This is a genomic window from Mycolicibacterium wolinskyi str. Jessa 2025 (assembly GCF_049241375.1).
Lineage (GTDB): Bacteria > Actinomycetota > Actinomycetes > Mycobacteriales > Mycobacteriaceae > Mycobacterium > Mycobacterium wolinskyi.
Genome location: NZ_CP185960.1, coordinates 1,900,216 through 1,914,772, shown reverse-complemented (window position 1 = coordinate 1,914,772; position 14,557 = coordinate 1,900,216). Strand labels below are relative to the sequence as shown.

The following is a 14,557-nucleotide window of genomic DNA, read 5'->3' as shown; positions in this document are numbered from 1 at the left end:
GAGAAGGCATGAAGCTGGTACTTCAAGCAGTGGCGTCCGGGGTTTTCGGTCTCGTGTTCTTCGGGCTGGCACTGTTCGGACCCGCGGGCACGTTCGACTACTGGCAGGCGTGGGTTTTCATCGGCGTGTTCTTGGTCGCCACCCTGATTCCCAGCTTCTATCTGGCCGTCAAAGATCCAGCGGCACTGCAGCGGCGCCTGCACGGTGGCCCGCTGGCCGAAACCCGGCTTGTGCAGAAGATCGCGATCTGGGCGATCGCCGTCGCGATTCTCGCGGTGCTCATCGTCAGCGCCCTCGACCGCCGCTTCGGCTGGTCGGATGTACCGACCGCGGTCGTCATCCTCGGCGACGTCCTGGTGGCGGTCGGCCTGATCCTCGCGCAGGCCGTGGTTTTCCAAAACAGCTTCGCCGGCGCCAGCATTCGCGTCGAGGACGAGCAACACGTCGTCTCCACGGGCCTCTACGGCCTCGTGCGGCATCCGATGTACTTCGGTGCCCTGTTGATGATGTTCGACACTCCCCTGGCGTTGGGCTCCTACTGGGCGATGCTGGCGACCATCGCCTCGGCGCCGATCCTGGGCGTGCGCATCAGTGATGAGGAAAAGATGCTGCGCACCGAACTCGACGGCTACGACGACTACACGCGCAAGGTCAGGTATCGGCTGGTGCCGTACGTGTGGTGACGGCCCGCACCCACCAACGAGAAGAGGAACGATGAAGACGGTTGTGCAAGCGCTCGCGTTCTCGGTTGTCGGATTCGTGCTGATCGCCGCGCTGCTGTTCGGGCCGGCAGGCACGTTCGACTATTGGCAGGCATGGCTTTTCATCGCGGTGTTCGCGATCCTGGGCACCGTTTACACGATCTATCTCAGCCTGAAGAATCCTGAGGTACTGCGACGGCGCATGCACTCCGGACCGACAGCCGAGACCAGACCGGCGCAGAAGCTCATCGTGTTGGGCATCTATGTGTGGTTTTTCGGGGTCGCGGTGCTCAGCGCCCTCGACCATCGCTTCGGTTGGTCTCAGGTGCCGACCGCGGTGGCATTACTGGGCAACGCCCTGGTGGCGATCGGTCTGGGTATCACGATGCTGGTGGTCATCCAGAACAGTTACGCCGCGGCCACCATCACAGTCGAGGCCGGACAGGAAGTGGTGTCGACGGGGCTGTATGCGCTGGTGCGTCATCCGATGTACTTCGGTGCGCTGATCATGATGATCGGTTTGCCGATTGCGCTGGGCTCCTACTGGGCGCTGATATTGATTGCCCCTGGCGTCCCGGTCCTCGCACTCCGAATCCTCGACGAGGAGAAGGCGCTGCGGCATGAGCTCGCCGGGTACACCGAGTACACGCAGCAGGTGCGGTACCGGTTGATGCCGTACGTGTGGTGACTCAGCGCGCGACGGCGACGATGCGAGTGGCCGCCTCGACCGCCGCGGCGCGGCGGCGCGAGATCACCGCCGGATCATCGGTCACGGCGTCGGGGTGCGGTGACTGTGCCCAAGCCAGCCCGATCGAGAACAGCAGGGCGAGCAGATCCCCTGAGTCCCAAGATGAGTCGACGTAGCCACCGGCCTGCGCGGCTTCGATCGCCGCGACCGCGTGTGCGGGGATGGGCTGCCCATCGGACTGAGGCTCGTCGAGCACGAACCCTTCCAGCTGAGCCCACATGATCATGCGGAGGTGTTCTGGCCTGCGCAGGCCGAGGTCGTAGACATCGCCGACGAACTCGGGGACGGCCTGGGGACGCAGGGTCACCGAGCGGAAAAACTCCGCGCCGTCGGCGGCGAACACCTCGCGGAACAGCGTCTCCTTGTCACCGAAGTGCGCGTACAGCCGTTCCTTGCTCGCCTGCGCCGCTCGTGCGATGCGGTCGATCCTGGCGCCGGCCAGCCCGTACTGCGCGAACTCGGCGCGCGCTGCGGTAAGGATCTCCTCGCGCAGTTCGGTCGTGGTTCTCACAGGAGAATCATAACCAGACGAACTAGTTCGTTCGGTACGGTGGAGTCATGACAGTTGAACTTGAAGATCGCCCGGATGCCGCGAGGCGGACCCGATGCGTCCTGGCTCGACCGGCGGCTACAGACCGATGCGCTGGAGTACCTCGACCGCGACGACGTCGGTGATGACGTCAAGCAGAAGGTGATCGCCGGCCTCGATCGCATGGGCACCCGCACGCAGCAGCACGACAAGAACGCCCGCATCGCACTGGATCTCGTGTCCGACATCCCCCATCCGCGCATCCTCGAGTTGGGCGCCGGGCACGGCAAGCTCTCCGCCCGCATCTTGGAGTTGCATCCCACCGCGACCGTGACGGTCAGCGATCTTGACCCGACGTCGGTCGCCAACGTCGCCGCCGGTGCACTCGGCGCCGACCCGCGGGTGACCACCCGGGTCGTCGACGCGACCGACATCGACGCCGAGGACAACAGCTTCGACCTGGTGGTGTTCGCCCTGGCATTCCATCACCTCCCGCCCGCGGTCGCGTTCCGGGCGATCGCGGAAGCCACCCGGGTCGGCAAGCAATTCCTGGTCATCGACCTCAAACGTCCGCGACCGGTGGGCCTGCTCCTGACACTGGCGGCCATGGCGCCCTTCGCACTCGTGAAACCGGTCGTCCACGACGGATTCATCAGCACACTGCGGTCCTACAGCCGCTCGGCCTTCATCGCCCTCGGCAAGTCCGCCGACCCACAGATGCGTATTCGGTTCCTGCCGCAGGCGTTCCGGCTCGGACCCACTCCGACGGTCGTGGTGTTCTCCCGGCCATGACCGTCACGAAGATCGACGCGATCATGAAGCCCGCCAGCCACATACAGGTCATGCGGCGGGCCGTGGAGACCGTCGCCGACGCCATCGAACCGCTGGTCGACCTGTACCGGCCCTACGTGGACGGACTGCACAATCTGCCCCGCGACGGCCGATTTCTCTTGGTGGGCAACCACACCCAGTTCGGAGCGGAAGCACTGTTGATTCCCTATGTGGTGCGCCGCGAGATCGGCATGCGGGTGCGACCCCTGACCGACCGCAGATTCGGCGACATGCCCGGGCCGGCAGGCGATCTGCTGGCCGCGTGCGGCGCCGTGGTCGGAGCACCCGAGAGCGCACGGGAACTCATGCGACACGACGAACCGATCCTGGTATTTCCCGGTGGCGGCCGCGAGATCCCCAAATTCAAAGGCGAGCAGCACACATTGCGTTGGGAGGGCCGCGCCGGGTTCGCGCGCATCGCCGCCGAGCACGCGTATCCGATCGTTCCGGTCGCGCTCGTCGGCGGCGACGATGTGTACGTGAGCGTGACGACGCGTGACCACTGGCTGGGCCGCCTCAGCCAGACGGTCAGCGAGAAGCTCTCGGGCCGAACCGACATGGCGATGCCGCTGCTGCGCGGCGTCGGCCCCACGCTGATCCCGCGGCCGCAACGCATGTACGTCCGGTTCGCGGCGCCCGTCGACACCACCAAGCCGGCGCGCATGTCGGCCGAGAAATGGGCGGCCGTCCGACAGAACACCAAGGAATCCTTGGAGCAGAGCCTGGCCGAGCTGCTCAAGATCCGCAGCGACGACCCGTACCGCGAACTGAACCCGTTGGCGTGGCGTAGGGCGACGCGACCGGCGACATCGTAGGAAGTGTCCGACCGCCGGCGCTTCCCAGGGCAATAATGACGATGTGGAACTGCTGACCGGCTTCGGGTTGGCCACCGCGGCGGGATTGAACGCCTACATCCCGTTGCTGGCGCTGGGCCTGTTGTCCCGGTTCACCGACCTGGTGGCGCTGCCTGCGGGCTGGGCCTGGCTCAAGAACGGCTGGGTGATGGCGATCGTGGCGGTGCTGCTCGTCGTCGAGGTCGTCGCCGACAAGATCCCCGCCCTCGACACCGTCAACGACACGATCCAGACGTTCGTGCGGCCCACCGCGGGCGGCATCGTGTTCGGGTCGGGCACCGCGTCGCAAACCGCCGCGGTGACCGATCCGGGCGCATTCGCCCAATCCGGTCAATGGGTTCCGGTGGCGATCGGGGTGGTCACCGCACTCGTGGTGTCGCTGACGAAGTCGGCGGTGCGGCCCGCGGCCAACGTCGCCTCGGCCGGTATGGCCGCGCCGGTGTTGTCGACGGTCGAGGACGTCACCAGTGTCGGGCTCGTGTTCGTCGCGATCCTGGTGCCGGTCCTGGTCCTGGTGGCGCTGCTGGCCCTGGCCTGGGGTGTGTTCCGGCTGTGGCGGTGGCGACGGCGCCGCGCGGAGCCCAAGACCGCGGCCCCGGCCGCAGGGGTCGACTCGTGGGAGTGAGTCTCAGATCCACACGCCCTTGCCGACGGCAACGACGCCGCCCGCGCTGATCGCGAAACGCTCACGGTCCTTGTCGAGGTCGACCCCGACCATCTCCCCCGGGCCGACGACGACGTTCTTGTCCAGAATCGCGTGCCGCACCACGGCGCCGCGGCCCACCCGGACACCGGGCATCAGCACGCTGCCTTCGACGATGGCGCCATCGTCGATCACGACGTTGGACGACAGCACCGAATTGCGTACGGACGCCGCCGAAATGATGCTGCCTGCGCCGACGACGGATTCCTGGGCCGAGCCGCCGTTGACGAACTTGGCGGGGGCGAGGTTCTCGGACTCACCGCGGATCGGCCACCGCTTGTTGTACAGGTTGAACACCGGGTGCACCGAAACCAGATCCATGTGCGCGTCGTAGAACGCGTCGAGGGTCCCGACGTCACGCCAGTAACCGTGATCGCGTTCGGTCGCTCCCGGCACCTCGTTGTTCTTGAAGTCGTACACCGCGGCCATCCCGTCCGCCACGAGCCGCGGGATGATGTCGCCGCCCATGTCGTGATCGGAATGGTCGTCGTCGGCGTCGGCGCGGATCGCGTCGATGAGCACCTTCGTCGTGAAGATGTAGTTGCCCATCGACACGAACGTCTGCTCGGGATCGTCCGGGGTGCCCGGCGGATCGGCCGGCTTCTCGATGAACCCGCGGATGCGGCCCGACTCGTCGGAGTCGATGCAGCCGAACGCGCTCGCTTCCGCGCGCGGCACCCGGATACCGGCGACGGTCGCACCCGCACCGCTCTCGATGTGGAATTGCAGCATCTGCTCGGGGTCCATGCGGTACACGTGGTCGGCCCCGAAGATGATGATGTAGTCCGGATCTTCGTCGTAGATCAGGTTGAGCGACTGGTAGATGGCATCGGCCGAACCGGTGTACCACCGCGGCCCGAGCCGTTGCTGTGCGGGCACCGGCGTGATGTATTCACCGGCCAGACCCGACAGCCGCCAGTTCTGGCTGATGTGACGGTCCAGTGAATGCGACTTGTATTGCGTGAGAACGCAGATTCGGAGATACCGGGCATTGACCAGGTTGGACAGCACGAAATCGATCAGTCGGTAAGCGCCACCGAAGGGAACCGCGGGCTTGGCGCGATCCGCCGTCAACGGGTACAGCCGCTTGCCCTCTCCGCCGGCCAGAACGATGCCCAGCACATGTGGCAACTCCCTCATGAATCAAACCTATCCGCCAGTCACCACCGCGGCTAGCCAATGACACGATTGGTCAACGGCGTTGCGTCAAGTGGCTTGGGGTGATGAACAACTCCGCAAACGTTGTCCACAAGCATGCGTCTTGGCGAAGCGACCACTACCGTTCCAGATATGCGGGTGGCCATGATGACTCGGGAGTATCCACCCGAGGTTTACGGCGGTGCTGGGGTACATGTGACCGAGCTCGTCGCTCAGTTGCGTCATCTGTGCGAAGTCGACGTGCACTGCATGGGCGCCCCGCGTGACGGGGCGTTCGTCGCACAGCCCGATCCGGCGCTGCGCGGCGCCAACGCGGCACTGTCGACGCTGTCGGCCGACCTCAACATGGTCAACAACGCCGCGCAGGCCACCGTGGTGCATTCCCACACGTGGTACTCGGGGATGGCCGGCCACCTCACCGCGTTGCTCTACGGCATCCCGCACGTGCTGACGGCGCATTCGCTCGAGCCGCTGCGGCCGTGGAAGGCCGAGCAGCTCGGCGGCGGGTATCGGGTGTCGTCGTGGGTCGAACGCACCGCGATCGAGGCCGCCGACGCGGTGATCGCGGTGAGTGCGGGTATGCGCGACGACGTCCTGCACACGTATCCGGCCCTTGACCCCAATCGGGTGCACGTGGTGCGCAACGGGATCGACACCGACGTCTGGTACCCGACGCCCCCGGTGCCGGGCGAGTCGGTCCTGGCCGAATTGGGCGTCGATCTGAACCGGCCGATCGTGGCGTTCGTCGGGCGCATCACCCGTCAGAAAGGGGTGGCGCACCTGGTCGCCGCCGCGCACAAGTTCAGCGCCGACGTGCAGCTGGTGTTGTGTGCCGGCGCCCCGGACACGCCCGAGATCGCCGCCGAAGTGTCATCGGCCGTGCAAGAGCTCGCCCGTGCCCGCACCGGCGTGTTCTGGGTGCGAGAAATGCTGCCGATCAACAAGATCCGCGAAATACTCTCCGCCGCAACAGTTTTCGTCTGCCCGTCGGTGTACGAACCGCTCGGTATCGTCAACCTCGAAGCGATGGCATGCAGCACACCGGTGGTGGCCTCCGACGTCGGCGGCATTCCGGAGGTCGTGGCCGACCATCAAACCGGTCTGTTGGTGCACTACGACGCGAGCGATCCGGAGTTCTTCGAGACGCGACTGGCCGATGCCGTCAACTCGCTCGTGGCCGAACCCGACACGGCACGCAAGTACGGCGAGGCAGGACGCCAGCGGTGCATCGAGGAGTTCTCCTGGGCGCACATCGCCGAGCAAACTTTGGAGATTTATCGCAAGGTGTCCGCATAGCGGACTCCGGCGCGGCCCGTGCGATGTGCACGCAGCCGCGCCGGATTGACTAGCTGGTTACGCCCTTGAGCTCGTCGCCGAGGGCAGCCGCCTCGTCCGGAGTCAGCTCAACGACGAGGCGTCCACCGCCTTCCAGCGGTACTCGCATCACGATCCCTCGCCCCTCCTTGGTTGCTTCCAGTGGACCGTCGCCAGTCCGGGGCTTCATCGCCGCCATCGAGTGCTCCCTCCAACTGAGCCGGTCCGCTTGAGCGGGCCAGGTCGGGGCCGACGCCGCCCACTCGTTGGCGGCACCCGGCACTGAACTGCTACTGATCTAGCCCTATTCTTCCCTATCCACGTCAATGGGTGTGCAAAGACCCGTCTAAGGCCGACGGCGTGGCGGCTATCCGGCGGCCGGAACCCAGCACGAGGCGATGTGGTCATCGACCATTCCGGTGGCCTGCATCAACGCATATGCAGTCGTCGGACCGACGAATTTGAAGCCACGCCGTTTGAGTTCTTTGGCCATCGCCTTCGACTCCTCGGTCACCGCGGGGACCTGTGACAAGTCGGCGGGGCGGGGACGTGGCGGCGGCGCGAACGACCACAGCAGTTCGGCCAGGTCGACGTCGAGGTCGGCAACTGCCCTGGCGTTGGCGATCGTCGCCTCGATCTTCGCGAGGTTGCGCACGATGCCGGCATCGGCCATCAACCGCTCGATGTCGGCGTCGGTGTAGCGCGCGACCAGCTCGGCGTCGAACCCGTCGAACGCACGCCGGAAATTGTCCCGCTTGCGCAGGATGGTCAGCCACGACAGCCCGCTCTGGAACGCCTCGAGGCTGATGCGCTCGAACAGCGCCTTGGAGTCACGCAGCGGGCGACCCCACTCGGTGTCGTGGTAGTCGCGATACAGCGTGTCGCCGGCCTTGGCCGATTGGACCGCCCAACCACACCGGGTCTTGCCGTCGTCGGTCACGACGGCTCGTCGGTCGTGGTTCGGATCTGGCCGGCGGTCGCCGACACCTCGACATCGTCGGCCTCGCCGTCTTCTGCAACCTCTTCGTCGGCAATGCCGTAGGCCGCGCGAACCGCCGCGAGCTCACCGCGCAGCGCGTCGAGCTCGGTGCCCAGCCGGTCCAGCACCCAGTCCACTTCGCTGGTCTTGTATCCCCGCACCGTCTGGCTGAACTTCAAGGCCTCCACGTCCGCGCTGGTGACGCCCGACGCGGGCAACACCGTGGCGGTGGTCCCCCGCGGCAGCGGCGGCAGCGTCTCGCCCCGGCCGAAGATGACGCTGCCGAGGCCGAACAGCACGGTGGCGACCAGAACGAGCACCACCAGGTACAGCAGTATCAGTGTCACACCTTCGATACTGCCTCACACCCCCGACAAGGGCTTACGCCGCGGGGCCCGCACGCGCTCAGCGCGGGCGCAGCGTCACCATCGGCGGCCGGTCGGCCAGCGACACCGACGACACCCGCGGTGTGAACCCGTCCCCGTCGGCGAAGAACTGGGTCAGGCCCATGCCGGAGTCCGTGATTCCGCACCTCGACATCAGGGTGGCGATGACCTGGCGGCTCATCGAGGCCAATTCGGTCAACGGCCGGTTGCGGTGCGCCCGCACGCCGAGATTCACCTGCGCGATCGCGTCAAGTCCCAGGCGGTCATAGGTGTCGATCAGCAGGCCGATCTCCACGCCGTAGCCGGGTGCGAACGGCACGGCGGTGAGCAACTCTCGCGTGCCTGCGTACTCGCCGCCCAGCGGTTGCAGAACACACGTGAGCTCTGGCCGCAGCGAGGCGAGAAGCGGTCGCGCGACCAGCTCGGTCACGCGGCCGCCACCGTTGGCGTCCTCGCGGCCGCTCACGTTGAGCGGGCGCCGGTAGAAGCCTTTGACCAGGTGCACGCCGTCGGTGGTCAGCAGCGGGCCGAGCAGTTTCGGTACGAACATCGGATCGGGATTGATCAGGTCCGAGTCGATGAAGGCGATGACGTCGCCCGTCGTCGCGGCCAGCGAACGCCACAACACCTCGCCCTTGCCGGGCTGCGGTGCGACCTCCGGAAGCGCGACCTCACGGCTGATCACCCGAGCACCGGCCGCGAGCGCCCGGATCTCGGTGTCGTCGCTGGAACCCGAATCGAGCACGATCAACTCGTCGACCAGCCCGCCGAGCAGCGGCGTGATGGTCTCGACGACCGAGCCGACCGTCTCTTCTTCGTTGAGGGCGGGCAACACCACCGATACGGTTCGCCCTGCCTTGGCCGCTTCGAGTTCGGCCACCGTCCAGGTGGGCCGGTTCCAGCTGTGATCGCTCAGCCAACGGTGCCCGGCGACACCGTCGGTGATGGCCAGTTCAGGCATTGCTGTCATGCCAGTCCCCTCACTGTTCGCGCGGGTGTCCGCACTCCCTGGATCGACGCGACCATTTCCAGCACGCGCCGTGTGGGTCCCACCTCGTGTACCCGAAACATGGCCGCTCCATCCGCTGCGGCGAGTGCCGTCGCGGCGAGCGTCCCTTCGAGGCGTTCGGTGAGGTCCACACCGAGAGTCTCCCCGACAAAATCCTTGTTGCTCAGGGCCATCAGGACCGGCCATCCGCTCTTAACAAGATCTTTTACGTGACGCAACAAACTAAGACCGTGATAAGTGTTTTTGCCGAAATCGTGGGTGGGGTCGATGAGGATCCGGTCCCTCGGCACACCCGTTGCCACGGCACGTTCGGCCGCCGCGGTCACCTCGGCGATGACGTCGTCGACCACACCCCGTTCGGTGATGCCGTAGTTCACCCGGAACGGCCGGGTTCGCGGCACCGCGCCGCCCGTGTGCGAACACACCAGACCCGCACCGAACTCCGCCGCGACCTCCGGCAGGCCCGGGTCGGCTCCGGCCCACGTGTCGTTGATCAGATCGGCGCCCGCCGCGCAGGCCTGTTTGGCCACCGCCGCGCGCCAGGTGTCGACGCTGATGAGCTGATTCGGATAGGTCGTGCGCAGCCATTCGATGAACGGCACGACGCGCGCGATCTCCTCCTGCGTGTCGACGCCGTGGCCCGGGCCCGCTTTGACGCCGCCGACGTCGATCACGTCGGCGCCCTCGTCGATCACGCGGGCGGCGGCGGCCTTGGCGGCTTCATCGGTGAACGTGGCGCCACGGTCGTAGAACGAGTCCGGGGTCCGGTTGACGATCGCCATGATCAGCGCCCGGTCACCGGCGACCGGGCGACCACAAAACGTCGACAACACGCCTCCATAGTGCCTGGCCGCCTTGCTGTCGGGTGCGCTCAGGATGAGCGAGCGGTCCGGCCGCACGCCCGATAGCGTGTCCTCTCCAGGGGGATGAACACCCGGAGTGACGATGCAGCTCATCGGCCGCAGCGCCGAACGCGCCATGCTCGACGCCATCGTGGCGGCTCTGCGAACGGGCTCGAGCCGGGCGCTTGTCGTACACGGCGACGCCGGCATGGGCAAGACGGCGCTTCTGGACTATCTGTCCGATCGGGCTCCGGACTGCCGGGTCGTGCGGGCTGCAGGCGTCGAGGCCGAGACCGAGTTGGCGTTTGCGGCATTGCATGCGGTGTGCGCGCCGGTCCTGGATCGTGCCGAAAGGTTGCCTGCCCCGCAGCGCCATGCGCTGCTGACGGCATTCGGCATGCAACCGGGACCGGCGCCCGATCGGTTCCTGGTGGGACTTGCGGTGCTCGGCCTGTTCTCGGAGGCCACACAGACGCAACCGCTCCTTGTGCTCATCGATGACCAGCAGTGGCTCGACCAGGCCTCGGCGCAGATTCTTGCGTTCGTCGCACGCCGACTCGCCGCCGAGGCCGTTGGCCTCGTGCTGGCCACCCGGGTGCCGAGCGCCGACTTGACCGGTCTGCCCGCGCTGCGGGTCGACCGGCTGACCGACGATGAGTCCCGGTCCTTGCTTCGCACGGTGTTGACGGGCCCGCTCGACGTCCGGGTCCGCGACCAGATCGTCGCGGAGGCACGAGGGAACCCGCTGGCACTGCTGGAATTACCTCGCGCACTCACCCCGGCCGAGTTGGCGGGCGGGTTCGGGCTGCCGGGCGCACTGGCACGCAGTCTGGACGGCACGTTTCGGCATCAGCTCGATACGCTTCCCGCCCCTAGCCGAACTCTGCTGGCGCTCGCAGCCGCCGAGCCGTCGGGTGATCCGGTGTTGTTGTGGGCCGCGACCACAGCGCTCGGTATCCCGGCCGACGCCGCCGAACCGGTGATGGAGGCCGGGCTCGCGGAGTTCGGTACCCGGGTCCGGTTCCGCCATCCGCTGGTGCGGTCGGCGGCCTATCGCTGTGTGGCGCTATCGGACCGGCAGCGTATTCATCGCGCGCTGGCGGCCGTCATCGATCCCGAGACCGATTCTGTCCGCCGCGCATGGCATCTCGGCCATGGCACCGCAGGCCCCGACGAGGATGTGGCCGCAGAACTGGAGCGCTCGGCAGAGCAAGTTCAAGCCCGCGGCGGAGTGAGCGCCGCGGCGTCGTTCCTCGAGCGCGCCGCGGCACTGACCATCGACCCGGCACGCAGGAGCGACCGCGCGATCACCGCCGCGTCCGCCAAGGCGCGGGCAGGTTTGCTCGACGCAGCGCGGGATCTGCTCAAGATCGCCGAGGCCACTCCGTTGACCGAACTACAGCGCGCTCGCGCCGATCTGGTTCGAGCCCAGTTGGCCCTCATCAGCAGCCACGGCAACGCCGCCGCTCCACTGCTGCTCAGCGCCGCTCGGCGGCTCGAAGACATCGACGCGACGCTCGCCCGTGAGACCTACCTCGACGCGTTGTCCGCCGCCATCTTCGCGGGTCGTTTGGCGGTCGACGCCGGGATGGTCGAAATCTCGGAGCTGGCCCGTTCGGCCACCCGGCCGCTCAGCACCCCGGGACCGGCCGACCTGTTACTGGATGGCCTGGCGACTCAGTACAGCGTCGGTTTCGTTGCCGGCCTGCCCGCCATTCACGCTGCGCTGCGCCAGTACGGCCACGGCATGACCACCGACCAGGAGCTCCGGTGGATGTTTCTTGCCTGCTTTGCGGCAGCACGGGTTTGGGATATCGACCGGCAGACCACACTTGCCGAGCGCTACGTCCAACTGGTCCGGGACAACGGGGCCGTCACCCAACTGCCGTTGGCGCTCAGCGCCCTCGTCGTGCCCCTGCTGTTCACCGGACAGTTCGACGCGGCAGCCTCCGGAATCGACGAGATGTGCGCCGCCATCGACGCGATGGGCAAGACCCTCACGCCGTTCAGCGCGATCATCCTGGCAGCGCTGCGGGGCAGGCAGGAGGAGGTCGACGCCCGGTGCGACGCCGCGCAACGCGACGCACTGCGGCGGGGTGAAGGGTTCGGCCTGACAGCGGTCGCCTGGTGCAGATCACTGATCGCCAATTCACGCGGTGACTACCGCACCGCGCGCGAAGCCGCCCAATACGCCTCGGCGGGTCGCGGGGATGCTGCGGCCTCGTGGTGGTCGCTCACCGAACTCGTCGAGGCGGCGTCCCGGCTGAAAGACACCGCTACCGCGACCGCAGCGCTTGCGCGGCTGACCGAGATGACCACGCCCAGTGCGACCGATTGGGGTCTCGGCGTGGAAGCCCGCTCGCGTGCACTGCTCAGCGAGGGAGACACCGCCGAACTCCTCTACCGCGAGGCCATCGAACGCTGCCGGCGGGCCGGCCTACGTCCCGACCTCGCCCGTTCACATCTGCTCTACGGCGAGTGGCTGCGACGGCAGCGCCGCCGGGTCGACGCCAGGCTGGAATTACGTTGCGCGCACGAGCTTTTCGAAGAGATGGGGATGACGGCGTTCGCCGAGCGGGCCCGCGGTGAACTGGCGGCCACCGGAGAGAAGGCCAGGCGCCGGGCGGCACCCGACACCGCCGGAGAACTCACCGCGCAGGAGGCCCAGATCGCCCGTCTGGCGCGAGAAGGATTGTCCAACCCGGAGATCGGCGCCCGGCTGTTCATCAGCGCCCGCACGGTGCAGTACCACCTGGCCAAGGTGTTCGCAAAGCTCGCCATCCGGTCGCGCAGCCAGCTCGATGATGCACTGACCGACAGTGGCGGGTAATCGGACTGGCCGGTGGCAGATGCGAAGGCCACCATCGTGGCCCAACGATGGCGCTGACGGCAGACGACAGGAGCACATCGGATGAAGATGCGGGCGGCACGCATGTACGGGTACCACCAACCCTTGCGGCTTGAGGAAGTGGACGTGCCCCATATCGGCCCGGAGGAAATACTCGTCAAGGTCGGCGGAGCGGGTATGTGCCGCACCGATTACCAGCTCATCGACGGCTACTTCGATCGCGGTCTTGCCATGGACTACCCGATCACGCCTGGTCACGAAGTGGCGGGCTGGGTCGACGGTGTGGGTTCTGCGGTCCCGGCGTCGGCCGGGTTGTCCGAAGGTGACCAGGTGGTGGTGTACGGCAGTTGGGGTGACGGCGCATGCCGGCAGTGCCACAACGGCAACGAGCAACTCTGCGCGCACGGCACCTGGGCGGGCTTCGGGCGGCACGGCGGATACCAGGAGTACCTGCCGGTCAACTACCGGTACCTGATCAAAATGCCGGGGCGAGTTGGCCTGTCCCCGGAGAACCTGGCGCCGCTGACCGACGCCGGTCTGACTCCCTACCGCGGCCTGAAAAAGCTGCGCGACGCGGGACATCTGAGGGCGGGCGGCACCATCGGTGTCAGCGGTATCGGCGGATTGGGCAGCTACGGCGTCCAGTACGCCAAACTGCTCTCCGGCGGCGCCGACGTGGTGGCTTTCGCCCGCAGCGACGAGAAGCTCGGGATCGCCAAGACGAACGGGGCCGACCACGGCATCAATGTCCGCGGCAAGGATGCCGACGCGGTCCGTGAGGAACTCGAGACCCTCACCGGCCGTGCCGAACTCGACGCCGTGATCGAATGCGCGGGATCTGAGGACGCCTTGCGACTCGCCTTCGCCCTGCTGGCCGCCGAGGGCGCCGTCGCGTCGGTTGGGCTCATCGGCAATCGCGTCGACATCCCGTTGTTCCCGCTGGTGGCCAGGGAGTACACGTATTTCGGTTCGTTCTGGGGCAACTTCAACGACCTCACCGAGGTATTGGCGCTTGCCGAAGCCGGGCAGATCAAGGACACCGTCACCCGGGTCCGGTGGGAGGACGTCAACGACACCCTGGATGCCATCGGCCGCGGCGAGGTGCTCGGCCGTGCCGTCATCGTCTACGACTGAGGAAACAGTTGATGCTCAACAGAATCCGGCTGGGCCTGGCTGTGGCCCTTGCCTTGATGTTCACACTGCCGATGGGAACCGCAATGGCACAACCAGATGACGCCGTCGAATCGTCCAACCTCGCCACCGTGCGGGCCGGCTTCGATGCCTGGGCAAACGGAACGGGCAGCCCGTATGACTCCCTCGCCCAGGATGTGACATGGGAGATCGTCGGCAATTCCGTTGCTTCCCGGGTCTATACGAGCAAGGCCGACTTCATCGACAACGTCATCGCGCCGTTCAACGCGCGGATGTCACAGCGGCTGATCCCGACCATTCGCGACATGTACACCGACGGCGACACCGTGATCGTGTTCTTCGACGCCGAAGGCACGGCTCGCGACGGTCTGCCGTACCGCAACACCTACGCGTGGTTTCTGACCCTGCATGACGACACGATCGTCAAGGCGTCGGCATTCTTCGACTCCATCGCATTCGACGATCTGTGGAAGCGGGTGTCACCGGGGCCCTGACGGGCCGCG

Annotated in this window: 16 protein-coding genes; 9 read left to right on the top strand and 7 right to left on the bottom strand. The window is 66.9% G+C overall.

The window, feature by feature from the left end; all coding sequences use genetic code 11:
• The first annotated feature begins 8 nt into the window (after positions 1-8).
• Entirely contained in the window at positions 9-683 is a 675-nt protein-coding gene (locus tag ACOI2T_RS09595; RefSeq protein ID WP_409503140.1) for a methyltransferase family protein, read from the top strand.
• 31 nt (positions 684-714) lie between these two features.
• Positions 715-1,389, top strand: a complete 675-nt coding sequence (locus ACOI2T_RS09590; protein ID WP_409503141.1) for a methyltransferase family protein — start codon at positions 715-717, stop codon at positions 1,387-1,389.
• Between the two features lies 1 nt (position 1,390).
• Here the strand turns inward: ACOI2T_RS09590 and ACOI2T_RS09585 are convergent, their stop codons facing one another.
• Positions 1,391-1,960 carry a TetR/AcrR family transcriptional regulator gene (locus tag ACOI2T_RS09585; protein ID WP_409503142.1) on the bottom strand — a complete coding sequence of 190 codons (570 nt, stop codon included), beginning with the start codon at positions 1,958-1,960 and terminating at the stop codon, positions 1,391-1,393.
• 75 nt (positions 1,961-2,035) lie between these two features.
• On the opposite strand from ACOI2T_RS09585, the gene ACOI2T_RS09580 reads away from it, so the two are divergent.
• Genes ACOI2T_RS09580 through ACOI2T_RS09570 form a run of 3 tightly spaced genes read left to right on the top strand, consistent with a single transcriptional unit; the run spans position 2,036 to position 4,288 of the window.
• Entirely contained in the window at positions 2,036-2,770 is a 735-nt protein-coding gene (locus ACOI2T_RS09580; protein ID WP_421877249.1) for a class I SAM-dependent methyltransferase, read from the top strand.
• Entirely contained in the window at positions 2,767-3,624 is an 858-nt protein-coding gene (locus ACOI2T_RS09575) for a lysophospholipid acyltransferase family protein (protein WP_409503144.1), read from the top strand. Before ACOI2T_RS09580 ends, ACOI2T_RS09575 begins: the two co-directional genes overlap by 4 nt.
• Positions 3,625-3,667: 43 nt before the next feature.
• Positions 3,668-4,288: a DUF4126 domain-containing protein gene (locus tag ACOI2T_RS09570; RefSeq protein ID WP_409503145.1), complete on the top strand. Its 621-nt coding sequence runs from the start codon at positions 3,668-3,670 to the stop codon at positions 4,286-4,288.
• Positions 4,289-4,291: 3 nt separating this feature from the next.
• Here the strand turns inward: ACOI2T_RS09570 and glgC are convergent, their stop codons facing one another.
• On the bottom strand, positions 4,292-5,506 hold the full coding sequence (gene glgC, locus ACOI2T_RS09565) for a glucose-1-phosphate adenylyltransferase (RefSeq protein WP_067850815.1): 1,215 nt from the start codon (positions 5,504-5,506) through the stop codon (positions 4,292-4,294).
• Between the two features lie 150 nt (positions 5,507-5,656).
• Between glgC and glgA the strand changes: the two genes are divergently transcribed.
• Positions 5,657-6,820, top strand: coding sequence for a glycogen synthase (gene glgA / locus ACOI2T_RS09560; protein ID WP_409503146.1), 1,164 nt, complete (start codon positions 5,657-5,659; stop codon positions 6,818-6,820).
• Positions 6,821-6,869: 49 nt separating this feature from the next.
• On the opposite strand, the gene ACOI2T_RS09555 is transcribed toward glgA, so the two are convergent.
• From ACOI2T_RS09555 to folP, 5 genes are all read right to left on the bottom strand, one after another.
• Positions 6,870-7,037, bottom strand: a complete 168-nt coding sequence (locus ACOI2T_RS09555; protein ID WP_003406247.1) for a DUF3117 domain-containing protein — start codon at positions 7,035-7,037, stop codon at positions 6,870-6,872.
• A gap of 168 nt (positions 7,038-7,205) precedes the next feature.
• Positions 7,206-7,778 carry a DNA-3-methyladenine glycosylase I gene (locus tag ACOI2T_RS09550; RefSeq protein WP_409503147.1) on the bottom strand — a complete coding sequence of 191 codons (573 nt, stop codon included), beginning with the start codon at positions 7,776-7,778 and terminating at the stop codon, positions 7,206-7,208.
• A complete protein-coding gene (locus ACOI2T_RS09545; protein ID WP_067850811.1) occupies positions 7,775-8,164 on the bottom strand; it encodes a DivIVA domain-containing protein in 390 nt (129 codons plus the stop codon). Before ACOI2T_RS09545 ends, ACOI2T_RS09550 begins: the two co-directional genes overlap by 4 nt.
• Before the next feature lie 58 nt (positions 8,165-8,222).
• Positions 8,223-9,173, bottom strand: a complete 951-nt coding sequence (locus tag ACOI2T_RS09540; protein ID WP_409503148.1) for a glucosyl-3-phosphoglycerate synthase — start codon at positions 9,171-9,173, stop codon at positions 8,223-8,225.
• On the bottom strand, positions 9,170-10,045 hold the full coding sequence (folP, locus tag ACOI2T_RS09535) for a dihydropteroate synthase (protein ID WP_085145956.1): 876 nt from the start codon (positions 10,043-10,045) through the stop codon (positions 9,170-9,172). The genes ACOI2T_RS09540 and folP overlap by 4 nt, the downstream gene beginning before the upstream one ends.
• Positions 10,046-10,157: 112 nt before the next feature.
• On the opposite strand from folP, the gene ACOI2T_RS09530 reads away from it, so the two are divergent.
• The 3 genes from ACOI2T_RS09530 (at position 10,158) to ACOI2T_RS09520 (ending at position 14,548) form a co-directional block, all read left to right on the top strand.
• Entirely contained in the window at positions 10,158-12,884 is a 2,727-nt protein-coding gene (locus tag ACOI2T_RS09530; protein ID WP_409503391.1) for an ATP-binding protein, read from the top strand.
• An 81-nt stretch (positions 12,885-12,965) separates the two neighbouring features.
• Complete coding sequence (locus ACOI2T_RS09525; RefSeq protein WP_409503149.1) at positions 12,966-14,036, top strand: NAD(P)-dependent alcohol dehydrogenase; 1,071 nt, start codon at positions 12,966-12,968, stop codon at positions 14,034-14,036.
• A gap of 11 nt (positions 14,037-14,047) precedes the next feature.
• Positions 14,048-14,548: a nuclear transport factor 2 family protein gene (locus tag ACOI2T_RS09520; protein ID WP_409503150.1), complete on the top strand. Its 501-nt coding sequence runs from the start codon at positions 14,048-14,050 to the stop codon at positions 14,546-14,548.
• Positions 14,549-14,557 lie beyond the last annotated feature (9 nt).

Excerpts from the sequence above, each read along its gene's own strand:
- ACOI2T_RS09595 (WP_409503140.1), top strand. The coding sequence starts at position 9 with ATGAAGCTGGTACTTCAAGCAGTGGCGTCCGGGGTTTTCGGTCTCGTG.
- ACOI2T_RS09590 (WP_409503141.1), top strand. The coding sequence starts at position 715 with ATGAAGACGGTTGTGCAAGCGCTCGCGTTCTCGGTTGTCGGATTCGTG.
- ACOI2T_RS09580 (WP_421877249.1), top strand. The coding sequence starts at position 2,036 with ATGCCGCGAGGCGGACCCGATGCGTCCTGGCTCGACCGGCGGCTACAG.
- ACOI2T_RS09575 (WP_409503144.1), top strand. The coding sequence starts at position 2,767 with ATGACCGTCACGAAGATCGACGCGATCATGAAGCCCGCCAGCCACATA.
- glgC (WP_067850815.1), bottom strand. The coding sequence starts at position 5,506 with ATGAGGGAGTTGCCACATGTGCTGGGCATCGTTCTGGCCGGCGGAGAG.
- glgA (WP_409503146.1), top strand. The coding sequence starts at position 5,657 with ATGCGGGTGGCCATGATGACTCGGGAGTATCCACCCGAGGTTTACGGC.
- ACOI2T_RS09555 (WP_003406247.1), bottom strand. The coding sequence starts at position 7,037 with ATGGCGGCGATGAAGCCCCGGACTGGCGACGGTCCACTGGAAGCAACC.
- ACOI2T_RS09540 (WP_409503148.1), bottom strand. The coding sequence starts at position 9,173 with ATGACAGCAATGCCTGAACTGGCCATCACCGACGGTGTCGCCGGGCAC.
- ACOI2T_RS09530 (WP_409503391.1), top strand. The coding sequence starts at position 10,158 with ATGCAGCTCATCGGCCGCAGCGCCGAACGCGCCATGCTCGACGCCATC.
- ACOI2T_RS09525 (WP_409503149.1), top strand. The coding sequence starts at position 12,966 with ATGAAGATGCGGGCGGCACGCATGTACGGGTACCACCAACCCTTGCGG.
- ACOI2T_RS09520 (WP_409503150.1), top strand. The coding sequence starts at position 14,048 with ATGCTCAACAGAATCCGGCTGGGCCTGGCTGTGGCCCTTGCCTTGATG.